This window comes from Gordonia namibiensis NBRC 108229 (assembly GCF_000298235.1).
Classification (GTDB): Bacteria; Actinomycetota; Actinomycetes; order Mycobacteriales; family Mycobacteriaceae; genus Gordonia; species Gordonia namibiensis.
This window is the reverse complement of record NZ_BAHE01000010.1, coordinates 49874-66613: the sequence shown is the minus strand read 5'-3', so window position 1 is coordinate 66613 and position 16740 is coordinate 49874. Positions and strand designations below refer to the sequence as shown.

Sequence of the window (16740 nt, the reverse complement as noted above, 5' to 3'; positions counted from 1 at the left end):
CGATGGTACCCGCGGGGCCCGGGCACGCCTCCCCAGTAAGATTCGGCCGTGCCTTTCGACGTCACCGTGTACACGACCACGTTGATCACGCTGATCGTCATCATGGACCCGCCCGGACAGATTCCGTTGTTCCTCAGCCTCGTCGGTCAGCGGTCGCCCGAGTACCGGCGGCGCGCGGCGTGGCAGGCGCCCCTGGTGAGTCTCCTGGTGATCAGCGTCTTCGCGATCGGCGGCAAGGCGATCCTGAACTATCTGCACATCGGCATCCCCGCACTCCAGGGTGCGGGTGGACTGCTGTTGTTGCTGGTGGCGCTCCAGCTGCTCACCGGGCTGGGCAACGCAGGCAACCCGAAGGCGTCCGACGACGTCAACGTCGCGCTCGTGCCCCTCGGCACCCCGCTCCTCGCCGGGCCGGGCGCCATCGCCGCGGTCATCGTGCAGGTCAGCAGCGTCGACGGTCAGACCGCCGGCTACCTGGCCATCGCGGCCGCGATCATCAGCGTGCACATCGTGGTGATGCTGGTGCTCCGGTACTCGACGGTCCTGATCCGCGTACTCGGCGTCGGCGGCATCACCCTGCTGGCCAAGATCGCCGGTCTGCTGCTCGCCGCGATCGCCGTCCAGCTCATCGCGAGCTCGATCATGGGCTTCATCGCCGAGGGTGTCTGAAGCTGGTGGGGCAGAACAGATGGCGGCGCATAACAGATACGGTGACAACGTGCGTAAACGTCTCGCCCGCAAGCGTCTCGTGGTGGTCACCGGGCTGATCGCAGCCCTGGCCGTCGTCCTCGCCGGTTGCGGGGACGAAGCCGGCTCGCCGCCGCGGGGCATCGTGATCGGCTCGTCGGAAGAGCCCGCCATGCGGGTGATGGCCGAGGTGTACGCGGGCGCCCTGCGGAACGCGGGTTCGGTCGTGTCCGCCGATCAGCTACGCGGAGACGACGCGGAGCTCCTCGACGAGATGGACCGCGCCGACCTCGACCTCTTCCCCGCCTTCACCGGGGACCTCCTGACGATGCTCGCCCCGTCGTCGACCGCTGTCGGTGCCGAGGACGTCTACGTCGAGCTGAACCGTTCGCTGCCGCAGGGAGTCTCGGTGGGCGACGAGACACCGGTGTCCGGCGCACCGCAGATCTTCGTGTCGACGACTCTCGCCGGCAGCGTCGGCGCGAGCGGACTCGACGACTGCGCACTTCTCCCACCGGGACTGCCGGTGGTCGCCACCTCCGACCCCGACCCGGCGACGCTCGATGCGTTCGCCTCGGCGGGTTGCCGTCTGGGGCCGGTGCAGACGGTCGGAGCCACCGACGAGGTGCTCCGGCGTGCATCGGAGGGCGACGCGGTCGGCCTCCTCACCCCGCTCGACATCGCGGGAGAGGACGCCGAGAGCGCGTCGTCGGACGTTCAGGCCCTACGCGGTTCGGCCGGTGGCGGCGACACCGCCGACAACCCGCCAGCCGACGAGCCGAGCACCGAGGGCGGACCGGTCGACCAGTCCGGGCCGCGCGCCGAGATGCTCGTGCCCGTCTTCCGGTCCGCCGCACTCAACCGTGATCAGGTCAAGACCATGAACAAGGTCGCCGGCGAGATCGCCACCGCCGACCTCGCCACGATGGCGGGCGAGGTCGAGACGGGCAGCGATCCGCGGGAGGTCGCGCTCGAGTGGCTGGCCGAGCACGGCCTGTAGTCGTCACTGGGCCTTCGACAGCGCCCAGCTGGTGGCCTTCGCCGAGACCCACTGGTACTTCGACGCGACGATGCGCACCGCGATGTCGAGGATCTTGGCGTCGGCGCCGACGAGGATGCGTGCCTTGTCCTTCCGCACGCCCGCGATGATGACGTCGGCGGCGTCCTCGGACGACATCCGTGCGAGGTAACGGTCGAAGAAGGCGGCGGTGGCCTTCTGATCGTGGTCGCCGGAGACGGTGGCGTTGCGGGCGATCGCGGTCTTGATACCGCCCGGGTGCACGCACGAGACCTTCACCGGGTGCTTGGCGATGATCATCTCCTGGCGCAGCGCCTCGGTGAAACCGCGGACGGCGAACTTCGCCGAGTTGTACGCGGCCTGACCTGGTTCGGCGAGAAGACCGAACAGCGACGACGTGTTGACGATGTGGCCGTCGCCGGACGCGATCAGGTGCGGCAGGAACGCCTTGGTGCCGTTGACGACTCCCCAGTAGTCGACGTCCATGACGCGCTCGATGTCCTTGAACTCGGTGCGTTCGACCTCACCGTGATGCGCGATGCCCGCGTTGTTGAAGACCACGTTGACGACGCCGAAGTGGTCCTTGACGGTGTCGGCGTAGGTCAGCACCGCCTCACGCTCGGCGACGTTGAGAAGTTGCGAATGCACCTCTGCGCCGGCCGCTTTCACGAGACGCTCGGTCTCCGCCAGTCCGTCGGGTGTGACGTCGGAGATGGCGAGGCGGGCGCCCTGGGCGGCGAGTTTGACGGCGATGTCGCGGCCCATGCCCGAACCGGCACCGGTGATCACCACGACCTTGTCGCGAAAGTCCTTCATGAGTTGTCTCTCCTCGAGATGGTGTCGAAATCTGTTGGCGTCGAACGCTCAGGCGTTCACGGCCGCCGGCTGATCCGACGTCGACTCGTCGCCCCGGTCCGGGGCGGGGGTCAGCGGACGACGCGCACCGCGGGTGACATCGTATGCGGCGATGTCGAAGCGGCGGGTGGTGTTGCGGAAGGCGAAGGTGAATCCCGGCCACAGCGTGGTGATGTTGCCGTTGGCGTCCTTGTACCAGGAGGCGCAGCCGCCGTTGACCCACACGCTGTTGCGCAGCTTGTGCTGGATGCCCGCGTTGTACTCCTGCTGGGCCGACAACCGCACCTCGGTCCGGGTGATCCCCTGTGCCCGAACGGTTTTCAGGTAGTCCACGAGATAGTTGAGCTGCGACTCGATCATGTACACCATCGAGGTGTGGCCGAGGCCGGTCGACGGTCCGACCATCAGCATCATGTTCGGGAAGCCGTGGACGAACGAGCCCTTGTAGCCCTGCATGCCGATCTCGGACCAGACGTCGGCGAGGCTGCGCTGGTCCTTGCCCACGATCTTCTCGAACACGGGGGAGTCGGTGACGTGGAAGCCGGTGGCGACGACGATGACGTCGACCTCGCGCGTCGTGCCGTCCTTGGCGACGACACCGTTCGCGGTGATGCGGTCGATTCCGTCGGTGACGAGGTCGACGTTGGGGCGGGCGAGGGCGGGGTACCAGTCGTTGGAGCGCAGGATGCGCTTGCAGCCGACCTGGAAGGTCGGGGTGGCCTTGCGGCGGAGCTCGGCATCACGACCGATGCCGCGCAGGATGTTCGCCCGGCACAGCAGTTCGACGGGCTTGAGTGCGGTCGGCGAGTAGGTCAGGCCGAAGGCGACGACCTCGTTGGCGGCGTAGATCCCGCCGCGGACGGCCGACTGGTAACCCGGGACGTTCTTGTAGGCCCAGTGCTCGAGCTTGGTGTAGGCGCGCTCGGTGCGGGGGACGATCCACGGTGCGGTGCGCTGGTAGACGTCGAGGCGCGAGGTCACCTTGGCGAGCTCCGGGACCAACTGGATGGCCGACGCGCCGGTACCGATGACCGCGACACGCTGTCCGGTGAAGTCGTGGTCGTTGTCCCAGCGGGCCGAGTGGACGATCTTGCCCTCGAAGGACTCGATGCCGTCGATGTCGGGGAGGTTCGGCTCGCAGAGCGGTCCGACGCCGCCGATCATCACGCGGGCGCGGACCTGCTCGGTCTTGCCGTCGCGTGCGGTGTCGATGATCCAGCGACCCTCGTCCTCGTTCCACGCGGCGTTGGTCACCTCGGTGTTGAAGCGTGACCGGGCGGCGATGTCGTGGCGGGCCGCGACATCGTTGATGTACGCGTGGATCTCCGGTTGGTGCGAGTACGACCGCGACCACGTCGGGTTCTTCGCGAACGAGTAGGAGTACAGCTGCGACGGCACGTCACAGGCGGCGCCGGGGTAGGTGTTGTCGCGCCAGGTCCCGCCGAAGTCGCTGCCGCGATCGAGCAGGACGAAGTCGTCGAATCCGTGTTGCCTCATCCGGATGGCGGCACCCAGCCCCGAGAAGCCGGCCCCGATGATGGCGATCTCTACATCGTTCGTTGTCATGGTGCCACCATAGGGGTGATACTGAACACGTGTCAATAGTTATTGAACAAGACTCAATAGGAGTAGTCTGGCCGGGTGACCAGTAGAGGAACGGCTGCCGCGCAGGTGATCGAGGACAAGCGAACCGCATCCAAGCGCACCCGGATGAGTCCGGAGGCGCGTCGTGACCAGCTCTTGGAGTTCGGTCTGGAGATGGTGCGGGACCGTCCACTGGAGGAGATCACCATCGACGCCATCGCCGACGCGGCCGGGGTGTCGCGGGCCCTGCTGTTCCACTATTTCGCCTCCAAGCAGGACTATCACGTCGCAATCGCGCAGGCCCAGGCCGACCGGATGCTCGCGTGCACCGAGCCCGACGAGTCCCTGGGCGACCCGATCGCCATCCTGACCGCCTCGATGGCGGCGTTCGTCGACTTCGTCAGCGAGAACCGCTCCGCCTACACCGCGCTCATCCGCGGGGCGTCGAGCTCGGACCCCGCGATGCGCGACGTCTTCGACCGCACCCGCGAGGTGATGGTCGGCCGCGTGCTCGATCACGCGCCGGGCTTCGGGGTGGAGGTGAGCCCGACGGTGGTGATGAGCGTGCACGGGTGGATCGCCTTCGTCGAGGAGACGACGATCCGCTGGCTCACCTCACCGACGGTCACCCGTGAGGAGCTCCTCGGGCTGATCACCGCCGCCCTTCCGGCGCTGGCGGCCGCGGCCGCCCAGGCCACCTCGTAGCTGTTCTCAGACTGCCGGGCCACCAGCCGGGTTGACGTCTGCCGTCGTCGGTCGATCGCGGCGTCCACGCAGCAGGAAGCCGAGTCCGATCATGCCGGCCCCGAGAACGAAGTGCAGCCAGTTGTCGGCGGTGTTCACCGGCACGAAGTTGGCGCCGCTGTCGTGATCGATGACCAGGCCGTAGATCCAGAGCACGAGGTAGACGGCCCCGCCGACGACCAGGTAGAGGAACGCGGTCGATGCGGCGCGCGACAGGAGGATGCCGGCCACGCCGAACAGCAGGTGGACGATGTTGTGCAGGATCGAGACCTGGAAGATGCCGAGCAAGGCGGCTTCCGAGTGATGACCCGCGAACGTCAGTGTGTCGTAGTCGGTGGTGATGCCGGGGATGAAACCGAGTACTCCGACCAGCAGGAAGACTGCGCCCACGACCAGCGCCGCGGTTCGAATGGGTGAACGGGTGGCACGGACATTCGTGGATGACATGAGATCGACCTCCGAGGATGTCTACGGTTGTCGCGGCATGGGCTCGACCACGGCGTGACTTCGGTGAAGGAATAACCAAGATGTGACCGGTGAAACCTGGGTGCGCACGTCCGAGTCGCGGGTGAGATCCTTGTACGCGGGGAGAACGACGGGGGATCGACATCGACCACGGTCGATCAACATGAGGTTGGACTGATGGCGCTCTTGTCACGCCCAGAGACGAATGACGACCGGTACGGACGACTCGCCACCGACGACGCGCCGTTTTGGTTCGCCACACCGGCACTCGGCTGGTCGGTGGTGCTGCAGCTGGTCTGGGTCTTCGACGAGGAGGTCTCCCTCGAGGCGATGACCTCCATGAACGCCGCGCTCGCCCGAGGGCGCATGCACCGGATGCTGGTGCCGTCCACCGTGTACGGCTCGCGTCCGAGCTGGGGCCCGGCACCCGACGCCCCGGGCCTGGCCGTCGACTCCCTTCCCGTTCCTGATGCCGGCGTCGACGCCTGGGCGATCGCCGAGATGTCGACGGTCCCGCTCGACGCCGAGGGCGGCCGGTGCTGGCGTCTGCGCTGCGCACCCACCGAATCCGGCGGCACCGTGCTGTCCCTGAGTGCCTTGCACGTGGTCACCGACGGACGGGGCATGGTCGCTGCGGCCGCCGAGGCGGCACGCGAGTCGGGCGTTCCTGTCGCCGTCGCGGCTGACCGTACCCCCTCGTCGGCCTCCTCGGAATCCTTTGTCCCGCTTCGTAGGCGGCGTCTCGCCGACGCGGCCGACGCCGTCGCGCAGGCCGGTGCCGTCGTCGCGGGGATCGTGCGGGCCGTGGCCGAGCGCCGCAAGGCCTCGTGGCCTGGAACCGGATCCGCGACCGGAACGCCCTCCGCTCGCCGAGCGATCCCCGGCGGCCAAGTTCACCTGGGCGACCGCGTCGATCCCCGCGGGCGACTGGGACCGCGTCGCAACCGAGCACGGCGGAACCCCGAACACCCTCTTCATCGCGGTGGTGAGCGGGCTCCTCCGGTCGAGCGGACGATCCCCGTTGGGCACCCCGATCAAGGTCGGCGTCCCGGTGGATCGTCGTGCGGGAGAGGAGGACAACCGGACCAACGCGATCGCGGGGGTCTCGGTGTACCTCACCGACGAGCCGGTGCCGGGCGGAGATCTCACCGGGATCCGGGCCGCGTGCAAGGCCGCCTTCGTGCGGCTGTCCGAAGGGCGTCGCGCACCCCACATCCATCTACGCCCGCTCGCCTGGTTCCTGCCGCCGTCGGTGCTGATCAAGCTCGTGGGCGGCGGCGCGGGCAAGGGCATGCCCGACGCGGTGATCTCCAACATCGGTGAGGTGACCCCGGAGGCCACTGTGGTCGGCGGCCGGACCGCGCGCCGGATGGTGCTGCGCGGCACGACCCAGGGCGTCGATCCCGCGGCCGGTCACCGGTTCGGCGACGGCGTGCAGTCCTGGCTCGTCCGAACCCCGCAACAGGTGTCGTTCACCCTCCTCGGACTCGACGACGAGGCCTTCGGCTCCGAAGCCGTCCTCCGGGACCTGCTCACCCGTGAACTCACGGAATGGGAACTGCCGCACGACATCTGGTGATGCCCGAACAGCAGGAGGCCCCTGCCGGATGATTCCGGCAGGGGCCTCCTGTGGTGTCGAACGGGTCGGCGTGGGCTACTCGCCGAACGCCTCGTCGAGGATCTCCTGCTGCTCGACCGCGTGCACCTTGCTCGAACCCGAGGACGGGGCCGACATCGGGCGACGCGAGACGCGACGCAGGCCACCGAGGACATCCGGCAACACCTCGGGCAGCCACAGGCCGAGGAACGGCCACGGGCCCTGGTTGGCCGGCTCCTCCTGGACCCAGCGGAACTCGCTGGCGTTGCCGTACTGCTCCAGCGTGTTGCGCAGGCGTCGGTGCGGCACCGGGTAGAGCTGCTCGATGCGGACGATCGCGATGTCGTCGCGATCCTCCTTGTCACGACGGGCCGCGAGCTCGTAGTAGAGCTTGCCGCTCACCAGCAGGACGCGCTTGACCTTGCTGCGGTCGGCGTCGCCCTTGGCGAACTTCGGATCGTCGATGACCGAGCGGAACTTGTCGTCGGTGAAGTCCGACAGCGGGCTGACGGCGGCCTTGTTGCGCAGCATCGACTTCGGGGTGAAGACGATGAGCGGACGGCTGATGCCGTCGAGCACGTGGCGACGCAGCAGGTGGAAGTAGCTCGCCGGGGTCGACGGCAGCGCCACCGTCATCGAGCCCTCGGCACACAGCTGCAGGAAACGCTCGATGCGGCCCGAGGTGTGGTCGGGACCCTGGCCCTCGTGTCCGTGCGGCAGCAGCAGGACGACGTCGGAGAGCTGGCCCCACTTGGCCTCACCGGACGAGATGAACTCGTCGATGATCGACTGTGCGCCGTTGACGAAGTCGCCGAACTGCGCCTCCCACAGGACGAGTGCGTCCGGATTGCCCACGGAGTAGCCGTATTCGAAGCCGACGACGGCGAACTCGGAGAGCGGCGAGTCGTAGACCATGAAGCGGCCGCCGTTGTCCTCGGCGTCGGCGGGCAACAGGTGGTTCAGCGGGGTGTACTCCGAACCGTTCTCCCGGTCGATGAGCACCGAGTGACGCTGGGTGAAGGTGCCGCGGCGCGAGTCCTGACCGGACAGGCGGACGGTGCGTCCTTCCATGACCAGCGAACCGAACGCGAGGAGCTCGGCGAAGGCCCAGTCGATGCCGCCGTTGCGGGCGGCCTCGGCGCGACGCTCGAGAACCGGCTTCACGCGCGCATGCGGGTTGAAGCCTTCCGGGACGTTGACGAAGGCGTCACCGATGGTCTGCAGGACTTCCTTGTCGACCGCGGTCACCAGCTTGGTCGGCAGGGTCTGGTCGGACTCCACCGACGGCGACGGCTCGGCGTGGTACTTCTCGAGTTCCTTGACCTCGTTGAAGACCCGTTCGAGCTGTCCCTGGTAGTCACGCAGGGCGTCCTCGGCCTCCTTGGTCGAGATGTCACCACGACCGATCAGGGCCTCGGTGTAGCTCTTGCGGACGCCACGCTTGGTGTCGATGACCTCGTACATCGCCGGCTGCGTCATCGAGGGGTCGTCACCCTCGTTGTGGCCGCGGCGGCGGAAGCAGACGAGGTCGATGACGACGTCCTTGTGGTACGTCTGGCGGTAGTCGACGGCGAGCTTCGCAACCCAGACGCAGGCCTCGGGATCGTCGCTGTTCACGTGGAAGATCGGCGCGCCGATCATCTTCGCGACGTCGGTGCAGTACTCGGTGGAACGCGAGTGCTCCGGGGCGGTGGTGAAGCCGACCTGGTTGTTCACCACGATGTGCACGGTGCCGCCGGTGCGGTAGCCGGGCAGCATGGCCATGTTGAGCGTCTCGGCGACCACACCCTGACCGGCGAATGCGGCGTCGCCGTGCAGCATGAGCGGCAGGATCGGGAAGCTCTCGTCGTCGGCGTCGGCGATGAGATCCTGCTTGGCGCGGACCAGGCCCTCGAGGACCGGGTCGACCGCCTCGAGGTGGCTCGGGTTGGCGGTCAGCGAGACGTTGATCTCGTTGTCCCCGAACATCTGGTAGTACTTGCCCTCGGCGCCGAGGTGGTACTTCACGTCACCCGAACCGTGCGCCTGCGACGGGTTCAGGTTGCCCTCGAACTCGGAGAAGATCTTCGAGTACGGCTTGCCGACGATGTTGGCGAGCACGTTGAGACGGCCGCGGTGCGGCATACCGATGACAACCTCGGAGAGGTTGTGCTCGGCGCTCTGGTCGATGACCGCGTCCATCATCGGGATGACCGACTCGGCACCCTCGAGCGAGAAGCGCTTCTGACCGACGTACTTGGTCTGCAGGAAGGTCTCGAAGGCCTCCGCCGCGTTCAACTTGCTCAGGATGTACTTCTGCTCGCCGACCGGCGGCTTCACGTGCTTGACCTCGACGCGTTCCTGCAGCCACTTCTGCTGCTCAGGCTCGAGGATGTGGGTGTACTCCACACCGACGTGGCGGCAGTAGGCGTCGCGCAGGATCGACAGCACGTCGCGGAGCTTCATCTTCTCCTGGCCGTGGAAGCCACCGACCTTGAAGGTGCGGTCGAGATCCCAGAGGGTCAGGCCGTAGGTCGCGATGTCGAGATCAGGATGGCTGCTGCGCGCATCGCTGTTCATCATCAGCGGATCGATGTCGGCCATCAGATGGCCGCGGCTGCGGTAGGCGGCGATCAGCTCGAGGACGCGGGTGCTCTTGTCGACGAGGCCGGCCGGGATGTCACGACGCCAGCGGACCGGCTCGTAGGGCACGTGGAACGCGGTGAAGATCTCGTCGTAGAACGCGTCGTCGATCAGCAGCTCGTGGACGGTGCGCAGGAAGTCGCCCGACTCCGCACCCTGGATGATGCGGTGATCGTAGGTCGAGGTCAGCGTCATCAGCTTGCCGACGCCGAGCTCGGCGATCTGCTCGTCGCTGGCGCCCTGGAACTCGGCGGGGTACTCCATCGCACCGGCGCCGATGATCGCGCCCTGACCCTTCATCAGGCGCGGCACGGAGTGCACGGTGCCGATGGTGCCGGGGTTGGTCAGCGAGATGGTGACGCCGGAGAAGTCATCGGCGCCGAGCTTGCCGTCACGCGCACGGCGGACGATGTCCTGATACGCGTTGTAGAACTCGGCGAAGCCCATCGTCTCGCACTCTTTGATGGCCGCGACGACGAGCGTGCGGTTGCCGTCCTTGCCGACCAGATCGATGGCCAGACCGAGGTTGGTGTGCGCGGGGGTGACGACGTTGGGCTTGCCGTCGATCTCGGCGTAGTGCCGATTCATGTTCGGGAAGGCCTTGATGGCCTGGACGATCGCGTAACCCAGGATGTGGGTGAAGCTGATCTTGCCGCCGCGGGTACGGGCGAGATGGTTGTTGACGACGATACGGTTGTCGATCATCGCCTTCGCGGGAACCGCGCGAACACTGGTGGCCGTCGGGATCTGCAGCGACAGCGCCATGTTCTTGGCGATGGCGGCGGCGGGGCCGCGGAGCACCTTGTTGCCGTCCTCGGAATCCTTCTTGGACTCGGCGGCTGCGGGCTTGGCGGCAGCGGGCTTGGCAGCGGCGGCGGGCTTCGGCTGGGAACGGGCGGAGCCGTCACGGCTCGCGACACTGTGGCCGGAGGCGGCCTTGGTCGCGGTCGACTCCTTGGCAGGGGAGGGCTTGCGGGCAGAGGCGGTCCGCGTCGGCTCCTGGTCGAGTGTCACCTGCTTACGCGGTGCCGACTCGGCCGCGGGCTTCGCCGGAGCGCTGCCGTTGGAGGAGGGGGTGGTGGAGGCCGGTGCGGCGGACGTAGAACCACCGTTGTCTCCGGGCTTGTAACTCTTCAAGAGCTCATGCCAACTCGGGTCCACCGAGCTCGGGTCCTCTTTGAATTGCTGGTACATTTCCTCGACCAGCCAGGTGTTCTGTCCGAAGTCAGAAATCGAACTGCTGCTCACAGCGGTATCTCGCCTCAATTCCCTTAAGGTGCCGGGTTCTCTGCCACGCTGACGTCCCTTGTGGAGACTATCGGTGAACCATCTGCCGATGCTACGCGTCGTCTGGTGCGTCACACCCACCGACCTGCTACTACGGAGTCAGATCGTCATCTCGGGTGATCCGGCGCGGATGGTCTGGTTGTCGGTTGCGGACGCGCCACGTCGAGCGTCCTGTTTCGAGCCCGTGTAGGAGTCGGCGTCCACTGCGTCCATACCCGCGATGGGCACCATTCCACCGGGCTCGGTCACCGCGGCCTCGTCGGGATCCACACCGGCCTCCCAGAAGCCGCGATACAAACTGTGCAACGCCAGGAGTTCGTCGTGTGTTCCGAGTTCGACGATTCGGCCGCCGTCGACCACGGCGATCATATCGGCGCGGGCCGCGGTACCCAGCCGATGCGCGACGATGACGGAGGTCCGGCGCCGCGTCATCGCCCGTCCGGCGGCCAGGACCTGGGCCTCGGTGGCCTGATCGAGCGTGGCGGTCGCCTCGTCGAGCAGGAGGAGGTCGGGGTCGACAAGTTCGGCGCGGGCCAGGGCGATCAGCTGGCGCTGACCGGAGCTGAGGCCCTGGCCACGTTCGCCGATGGGATGGTTCATGCGCCCCGGTAGACCGGTGATCATCGGTAGGGCGCCCACCGCGGCCGCGGCCTCGACGATCGCGGCGCGGTCGGCATCCGGCCGGCCGTAGGCGATGTTGTCCGCGACGGTCCCGGTGAACAGGTGCGGCTCCTGCGGGACCAGTCCCAAGCGGCTGCGGTATCCGGAGAGGACGAGGTCGCCGATGTCGGTGCCGTCCACGAGGACGCGTCCGGTGGTCGGGTCGTAGAAGCGGGCCAGCAGTTTCACTATCGTCGACTTGCCCGCTCCGGTGCGGCCGACGAGGGCGAGCGAGGACCCGGCGGGGATGTGCAGGTCGACGTCGTGCAGGGCGTCGGACTCCGCGCCCTGATAGCGGAAGCCGACCCCGTCGAACTCGACCTCGCCGTCGAAGCCGGCGGCCGGCGGCGTGGTGGCGTCCGGGTTGACCCGCAGCGAACTCGGGGTGCGCAGCAGGTCGCCGATGCGCCGCAGGCCGACCGCCGCCTGCTGGTAACCGTCGAAGACCTGGGACAGCTGCTGAACGGGCCCGAACAGCATCGTGAGATAGAGGACGAAGGCCACCAGTGTGCCGGCGGTGAGCGAGCCGTCGGCCACCTGTCCGGCGCCGACGCCGAGTGCGATCGCGGTGGCGATGTCCGACATCAGCATGATCAACGGAAAGTACGAGGCGATCGCCCGCTGAGAGACCATCCGGGCCGCGACCCACGCCGCCGAACGCTGTCTGAAACGCTTTTGCGCGTCGTCGGTGCGGAGATAGGTCTGGGTGGTCTTGATCCCGGCGATGTTCTCCTGGAAGTCGGCGTTCACCGTGCTGATCAGTTCGCGCGACCGCGTGTAGGCGGCGCTCGCGACGCGCCGGAAGACGACCGTGGCGACGATGAGCAGCGGGAAGACCGGGAGCACCAGCAGCGCGAGCAGCGGCCCGGTGACCAGCAATGCGACCGTGACGCCGACCAGGGTCAGGAGCGCGACGACCGCTGACGTCAGACCTGTCTGCAGGAAGGTCGACAGCGCGTCGATGTCGGTGGTCATCCGCGTCATGATCCGGCCCGACAGCTCGCGCTCGTAGTAGTCCAGGCCGAGGCGCTGGATGTGGGCGTAGCTGCGGATGCGCAGTCCGAACAGAACGCGTTCACCCGCTCGGGTGGAGGTCATCGTCAGCAGGGATGCGGCGACCCACCCGACGCCGACGAGTATCACACCACCGATCGCCGCCCACCAGAGCGTGCGCTGGTCGTGATCGCCGGCCGCGTCGATGACCGCGCGCGCGATGCTGGGGAACGCCAGACCGACGAGGGTGTCGACGGCGATGGCCGCCAGTGCGAACGCGAGCAGCCAGCGAACCGGTGCGAGCAATCCGCGGAGGGTGAAGCGCGGGTTCTCGCGTCGGGCGTCGGCGACGTCCACGGCGGGGTCCTCGGCGGCGGGTGGCAGGGCGTCGACCCGGGCCTGGAGTTCGGGGGTCGCCGGCATCGACCCCAGTGCGCTGGCGACGCCCCCGCCCCGTTGCCCGGTCCGCGTGCCGGCGCCGACCGGCGCGCCGGTCCGGGCGTAGGCCTGCTCCTCCGGGAGATGCGTTGTGGGCCAGAGGCTCTCGATGACGTCGTCGGAGACGCTTGACGGGGTGGGCGCGGTCCCGTCGTCGTGCGGGTCAACGGAGGCGTTCGTCATCAGCTCGCGGAACCGCGCCGAAGAGGCCTCGAGTTCGGCAGGCGTGCCGATCGCGGTGATCCGGCCTTCGTCGAGCACGGCCACCCGATCGGCGAGCACGAGCGTCGACCGCCGGTGGGCGAGGACCAGCATGGTCCGTTTCTGGTCGCGCAGGCGGCCGAGGATCCGGGCCTCGGTGGTGGCGTCGACCGCCGACGTCGCGTCGTCGAGCACCAGGACGCGCGGGTCCGCGAAGAGTGCGCGGGCCAGCGCGATCCGCTGGCGCTGTCCGCCCGAGAGGGTCAGGCCGCGTTCGCCGACGACGGTGTCGTAGCCGTCGGGGAGCGCCTCGATGAACTCGGTGGCCTCGGCCGCGGCCGCTGCGGCTTGCACGCGGTCGGCGAGGGAAGCGGGGTCGGCGGTGGCGCCCGGGCCCATGGCGATGTTCGCGGTGATGGTGTCGGAGAAGAGGAACGGCTCGTCGAAGACGGCGGCGAGGGCTTCGTGCAGCGCGGTCGGCGACAGCGAGTCCACCGGGTGCGGGCCATCGGCGCCGACGAGGGCGATCGTGCCGGCGTCGGGTCGCTCGAAGCGGCTGACCAGGTCGGCGATGGTCGACTTCCCGGAACCGGGTGGTCCGACGATCGCCACGCACTCACCGGGCTCGATCCGCAGGTCGATCCCGGTCAGCACGGCGGGCGGATCGTCGGCCTCGTGGGTGTGGTGGGCGAAGGAGACGTTTTCCAGTTCGACGCCGAGCGGGCCGTCGGGCAGCGTGCCGGTGGCGGTCTCGCCGGGATCGCGCGGGTGATCGATGACGTCGTAGACGCGTTCCACCGCGGCGCGGGCCAGCTGGGCGTTGACGATGAGATTGGTGAGCAGGCGGGCGATGCCGGTCATCGCGGTGACGTAGGTGGTGAACGCGAGGAACGTGCCGGCGGTGATCGCGTCCGTCATCGTCAGATAGCCGCCGACGATGATCACGCCGACCATGCCGAGCTGGGGGATGGCGCTCAGGGTGGGCCCGAAGCGGGCGTTGATGCGTGCCGCGCGCAGGCGCCGGGCGAACAGGGTGCGACAGCGTGTCACCAGGCCGTCGACGGCGCGGTCCTCCTGACCGAAGCCCTTCACGACACGGACGCCGGTGACGGTCTCCTCCACGTGTTGGGCCACGTCGGCCGCGGACTGCTGCGCGGACCACGTCGCCGCGAAGAGCTTGCGGCGGGTGCGGAAGACCTCCAGGGCGATCAGCGGCGCGATCACCAGCGCGACCGCGGTGAGCAGCGGGGAGAGATAGGCCATGACACCGAGCGCGACGACCATCTGCACCGCGGCACCCATCGAGAGCGGCGCCATGGCCAGCAACCCCTGGACCACCTGGATGTCGGAGATGGAGCGGGAGACGATCTGCCCCGTCCGGATCTGGTGCTGGCTGCGGCCGTCGAGGTGCAGCAGGGTGTCGAGCAGGCGCCGGCGCAGGTTGTTCTGCACGTTGATCGCGAGGCGACCGGCGAACACCCGCCGGCCGAAGTGACACGCATAGCGGACGAATGCGAGAACGACCAGGCCGGTGATGATGGTGGACAGGGCGAGGTCGTCGTCGATGACGCCGGTGGCCCGGTCGATCGCGGCCTTGGCCAGCAGGGGCATCACGACGTCGACGGCGACCGCGATCATCGTGACGGTCAGGGTCACGATGACGATGCGACGGTAACGCCACGCCTCGCCGAGCAGTTTCCGGATCCAGCCCGGTGAGGTGGGGGTGCTCCCGGTGGAGGGAGGCGCGGTGGATTCCGGGATCACCGGGAGCCGGGCGGCAGCGGGCTCGTCTCGTTCACCACCTCGGCGTCGAGAACCCAGAAGGCGGGTGCGGGCCCGAATGCCTCACGCGCGTTGTGGACCACCTTCCGGCCGAGCGCGCGGCTGCCCGCGCCGCCGATGACCGCACCGATGCCGGCCGGCATCAGCTTGCCGAAGATCAACGGCGCGCGCCGGATCGCGTACTTGCGCACGAGCTTGTTGACCAGGGTCTTGTTCAATTTGGTGATGGCGCCCGATGGCAGGGCCGCCCCGCCGAGACGACGCAGGGGGCCGCCGCGCGTACCGACGACCCGACCGAGGGCGAGCACGCCCTCTTCACCCAGGGCGACCGCCAGCACGAGCGACTTGCGCCGGTCTGTCTCATGGACGCCGATGCCGTGGACCTCGGCGATCGACAGGGCGAGCAGCGCCGAGGCCTCGAGGAAGAAGGCGGTGTCGCCGGTCATCGCGCCGAACGCGGTCATCGTCCCGACCCCGGGCACGGCCGCGGCCGCGCCGACGGCGCTGCCCGAACCGGTCACCGCGTTCAGGTAGCGCTTCTCGAGTCGCTCGATGATCTGGGCGGGGGAGTCGTCGGGGTACTTGCGGCGCAGTGAGTCGACGTACTTCTTGACCGCGGGGCCCTGCAGGCGCTGTGCACGGTCGAGGATGCCGCCGGTGACCTCGACGGCCTTGCCGGTGGGCTTACGAGTGGTGTCGGTCATGACTTCGGTACCCAATTCTCCTCGGGGACGACCTCGTCGGGTCGTGGGGGGCCGGGCGGCGTGCCGTCGCCGAAGGGACGCCCGCCGAGTTCCTCGCGGTGATGCGGGGTCAACCATCCCCGCAGGTCGGGGCCCTTGGGCACGATCTGCGTGGGGTTCACATCGGTGTGCACGATGTAGTAGTGCTGCTTGATCTGGGTGAAATCGGTGGTGTCGCCGAAACCGGGGGTCTGGAACAGGTCGCGGGCGTAGGCCCAGAGCACCGGCATCTCGCTCAGCTTGCTGCGATTGCACTTGAAATGGCCGTGGTAGACGGGATCGAAACGGGCGAGGGTCGTGAACAGCCGGACATCGGCCTCGGTGATCGTGTCGCCGACGAGGTATCGCTGAGTCGACAGCCGCTCGGACAGCTCGTCGAGCTTGGTGAACAGACGGTCGTAGGCAGCCTCGTAGGCCTCCTGGCTGCCGGCGAACCCGCACCGGTAGACGCCGTTGTTGACCTCGGTGTAGATCCCGTGACTCACCTCGTCGATCTCGTCGCGCAGGCGTTCGGGGTACAGCTCGGGGGCGCCGTCGCGGTGGAACGCGGTCCACTCCAGGGAGAAGTCGATGGTGATCTGGGGGAAGTCGTTGGTCACGACCTCGCCGGTGGGGACGTCGACGATCGCCGGCACCGTGATCCCCTTGGGGTAACCCGGGATCCGCTTCTCGTAGGCGTCCTTGAGGCGCGGGATCTGCAGGACGGGGTCGAGGCCTCCGGGGTCGAGGTCGAAGGTCCACGAGTTCTTGTCGTGGGTGGGTCCGCACAGTCCGAGTGAGATGGCGTCCTCGAGTCCGAGGAGCCGGCGGACGATGAGCGTCCGGTTGGCCCACGGGCAGGCGCGTGCGGCGACGAGTCGATAGCGCCCGGCCTCGACGGGATAGCCGTCCCGCCCGTCGGCGGTGATGCGGGTCTCGATGTACTTGGTGTCCCGCACGAACTCCTGGCCGGACATCACATAGCTGCCCTGCTCCCCGGAATCGGTCGTCCCGGTGGGGTCGCTCTGGGTGGATTCCTCCTGCGCACGAGTCATGCCGTCCACAGTAATGATGGCCGGCGACAC

12 protein-coding genes are annotated in these 16740 nt (G+C 68.2%); 4 read left to right on the top strand and 8 right to left on the bottom strand.

Annotated features, from left to right (window positions below):
• Window positions 1-48: 48 nt before the first annotated feature.
• A complete protein-coding gene (locus GONAM_RS05775; RefSeq protein WP_006865837.1) occupies window positions 49-669 on the top strand; it encodes a MarC family protein in 621 nt (206 codons plus the stop codon).
• 49 nt (window positions 670-718) lie between these two features.
• A complete protein-coding gene (locus GONAM_RS05770) occupies window positions 719-1687 on the top strand; it encodes a type 2 periplasmic-binding domain-containing protein (RefSeq protein WP_006865836.1) in 969 nt (322 codons plus the stop codon).
• A gap of 3 nt (window positions 1688-1690) precedes the next feature.
• On the opposite strand, the gene GONAM_RS05765 is transcribed toward GONAM_RS05770, so the two are convergent.
• Both GONAM_RS05765 and GONAM_RS05760 read right to left on the bottom strand, forming a co-directional pair.
• Entirely contained in the window at window positions 1691-2521 is an 831-nt protein-coding gene (locus GONAM_RS05765) for an SDR family NAD(P)-dependent oxidoreductase (RefSeq protein ID WP_006865835.1), read from the bottom strand.
• Between the two features lie 48 nt (window positions 2522-2569).
• On the bottom strand, window positions 2570-4126 hold the full coding sequence (locus GONAM_RS05760; protein WP_006865834.1) for a flavin-containing monooxygenase: 1557 nt from the start codon (window positions 4124-4126) through the stop codon (window positions 2570-2572).
• Between the two features lie 75 nt (window positions 4127-4201).
• Here GONAM_RS05760 and GONAM_RS05755 point away from each other — a divergent pair, with 75 nt between their 5' ends.
• On the top strand, window positions 4202-4849 hold the full coding sequence (locus GONAM_RS05755) for a TetR/AcrR family transcriptional regulator (RefSeq protein ID WP_006865833.1): 648 nt from the start codon (window positions 4202-4204) through the stop codon (window positions 4847-4849).
• A gap of 6 nt (window positions 4850-4855) precedes the next feature.
• On the opposite strand, the gene GONAM_RS05750 is transcribed toward GONAM_RS05755, so the two are convergent.
• Window positions 4856-5335 (bottom strand): DUF4383 domain-containing protein, encoded by a 480-nt coding sequence (locus tag GONAM_RS05750; RefSeq protein WP_006865832.1) that lies wholly within the window; start codon window positions 5333-5335, stop codon window positions 4856-4858.
• Between the two features lie 176 nt (window positions 5336-5511).
• Window positions 5512-5931: a hypothetical protein gene (locus GONAM_RS22905; protein WP_245548578.1), complete on the bottom strand. Its 420-nt coding sequence runs from the start codon at window positions 5929-5931 to the stop codon at window positions 5512-5514.
• A gap of 140 nt (window positions 5932-6071) precedes the next feature.
• Here GONAM_RS22905 and GONAM_RS22900 point away from each other — a divergent pair, with 140 nt between their 5' ends.
• Window positions 6072-6932 (top strand): hypothetical protein, encoded by an 861-nt coding sequence (locus GONAM_RS22900; RefSeq protein ID WP_245548577.1) that lies wholly within the window; start codon window positions 6072-6074, stop codon window positions 6930-6932.
• Window positions 6933-7007: 75 nt separating this feature from the next.
• On the opposite strand, the gene GONAM_RS05740 is transcribed toward GONAM_RS22900, so the two are convergent.
• From GONAM_RS05740 to GONAM_RS05725, 4 genes are all read right to left on the bottom strand, one after another.
• Window positions 7008-10820 (bottom strand): multifunctional oxoglutarate decarboxylase/oxoglutarate dehydrogenase thiamine pyrophosphate-binding subunit/dihydrolipoyllysine-residue succinyltransferase subunit, encoded by a 3813-nt coding sequence (locus tag GONAM_RS05740; RefSeq protein ID WP_040535531.1) that lies wholly within the window; start codon window positions 10818-10820, stop codon window positions 7008-7010.
• A 138-nt stretch (window positions 10821-10958) separates the two neighbouring features.
• Window positions 10959-14915, bottom strand: coding sequence for an ABC transporter ATP-binding protein (locus GONAM_RS05735; protein WP_006865829.1), 3957 nt, complete (start codon window positions 14913-14915; stop codon window positions 10959-10961).
• Window positions 14912-15637: a hypothetical protein gene (locus GONAM_RS05730; RefSeq protein ID WP_006865828.1), complete on the bottom strand. Its 726-nt coding sequence runs from the start codon at window positions 15635-15637 to the stop codon at window positions 14912-14914. The genes GONAM_RS05735 and GONAM_RS05730 overlap by 4 nt, the downstream gene beginning before the upstream one ends.
• Window positions 15634-16710 (bottom strand): glutathione S-transferase family protein, encoded by a 1077-nt coding sequence (locus GONAM_RS05725; RefSeq protein ID WP_006865827.1) that lies wholly within the window; start codon window positions 16708-16710, stop codon window positions 15634-15636. Before GONAM_RS05725 ends, GONAM_RS05730 begins: the two co-directional genes overlap by 4 nt.
• Window positions 16711-16740 lie beyond the last annotated feature (30 nt).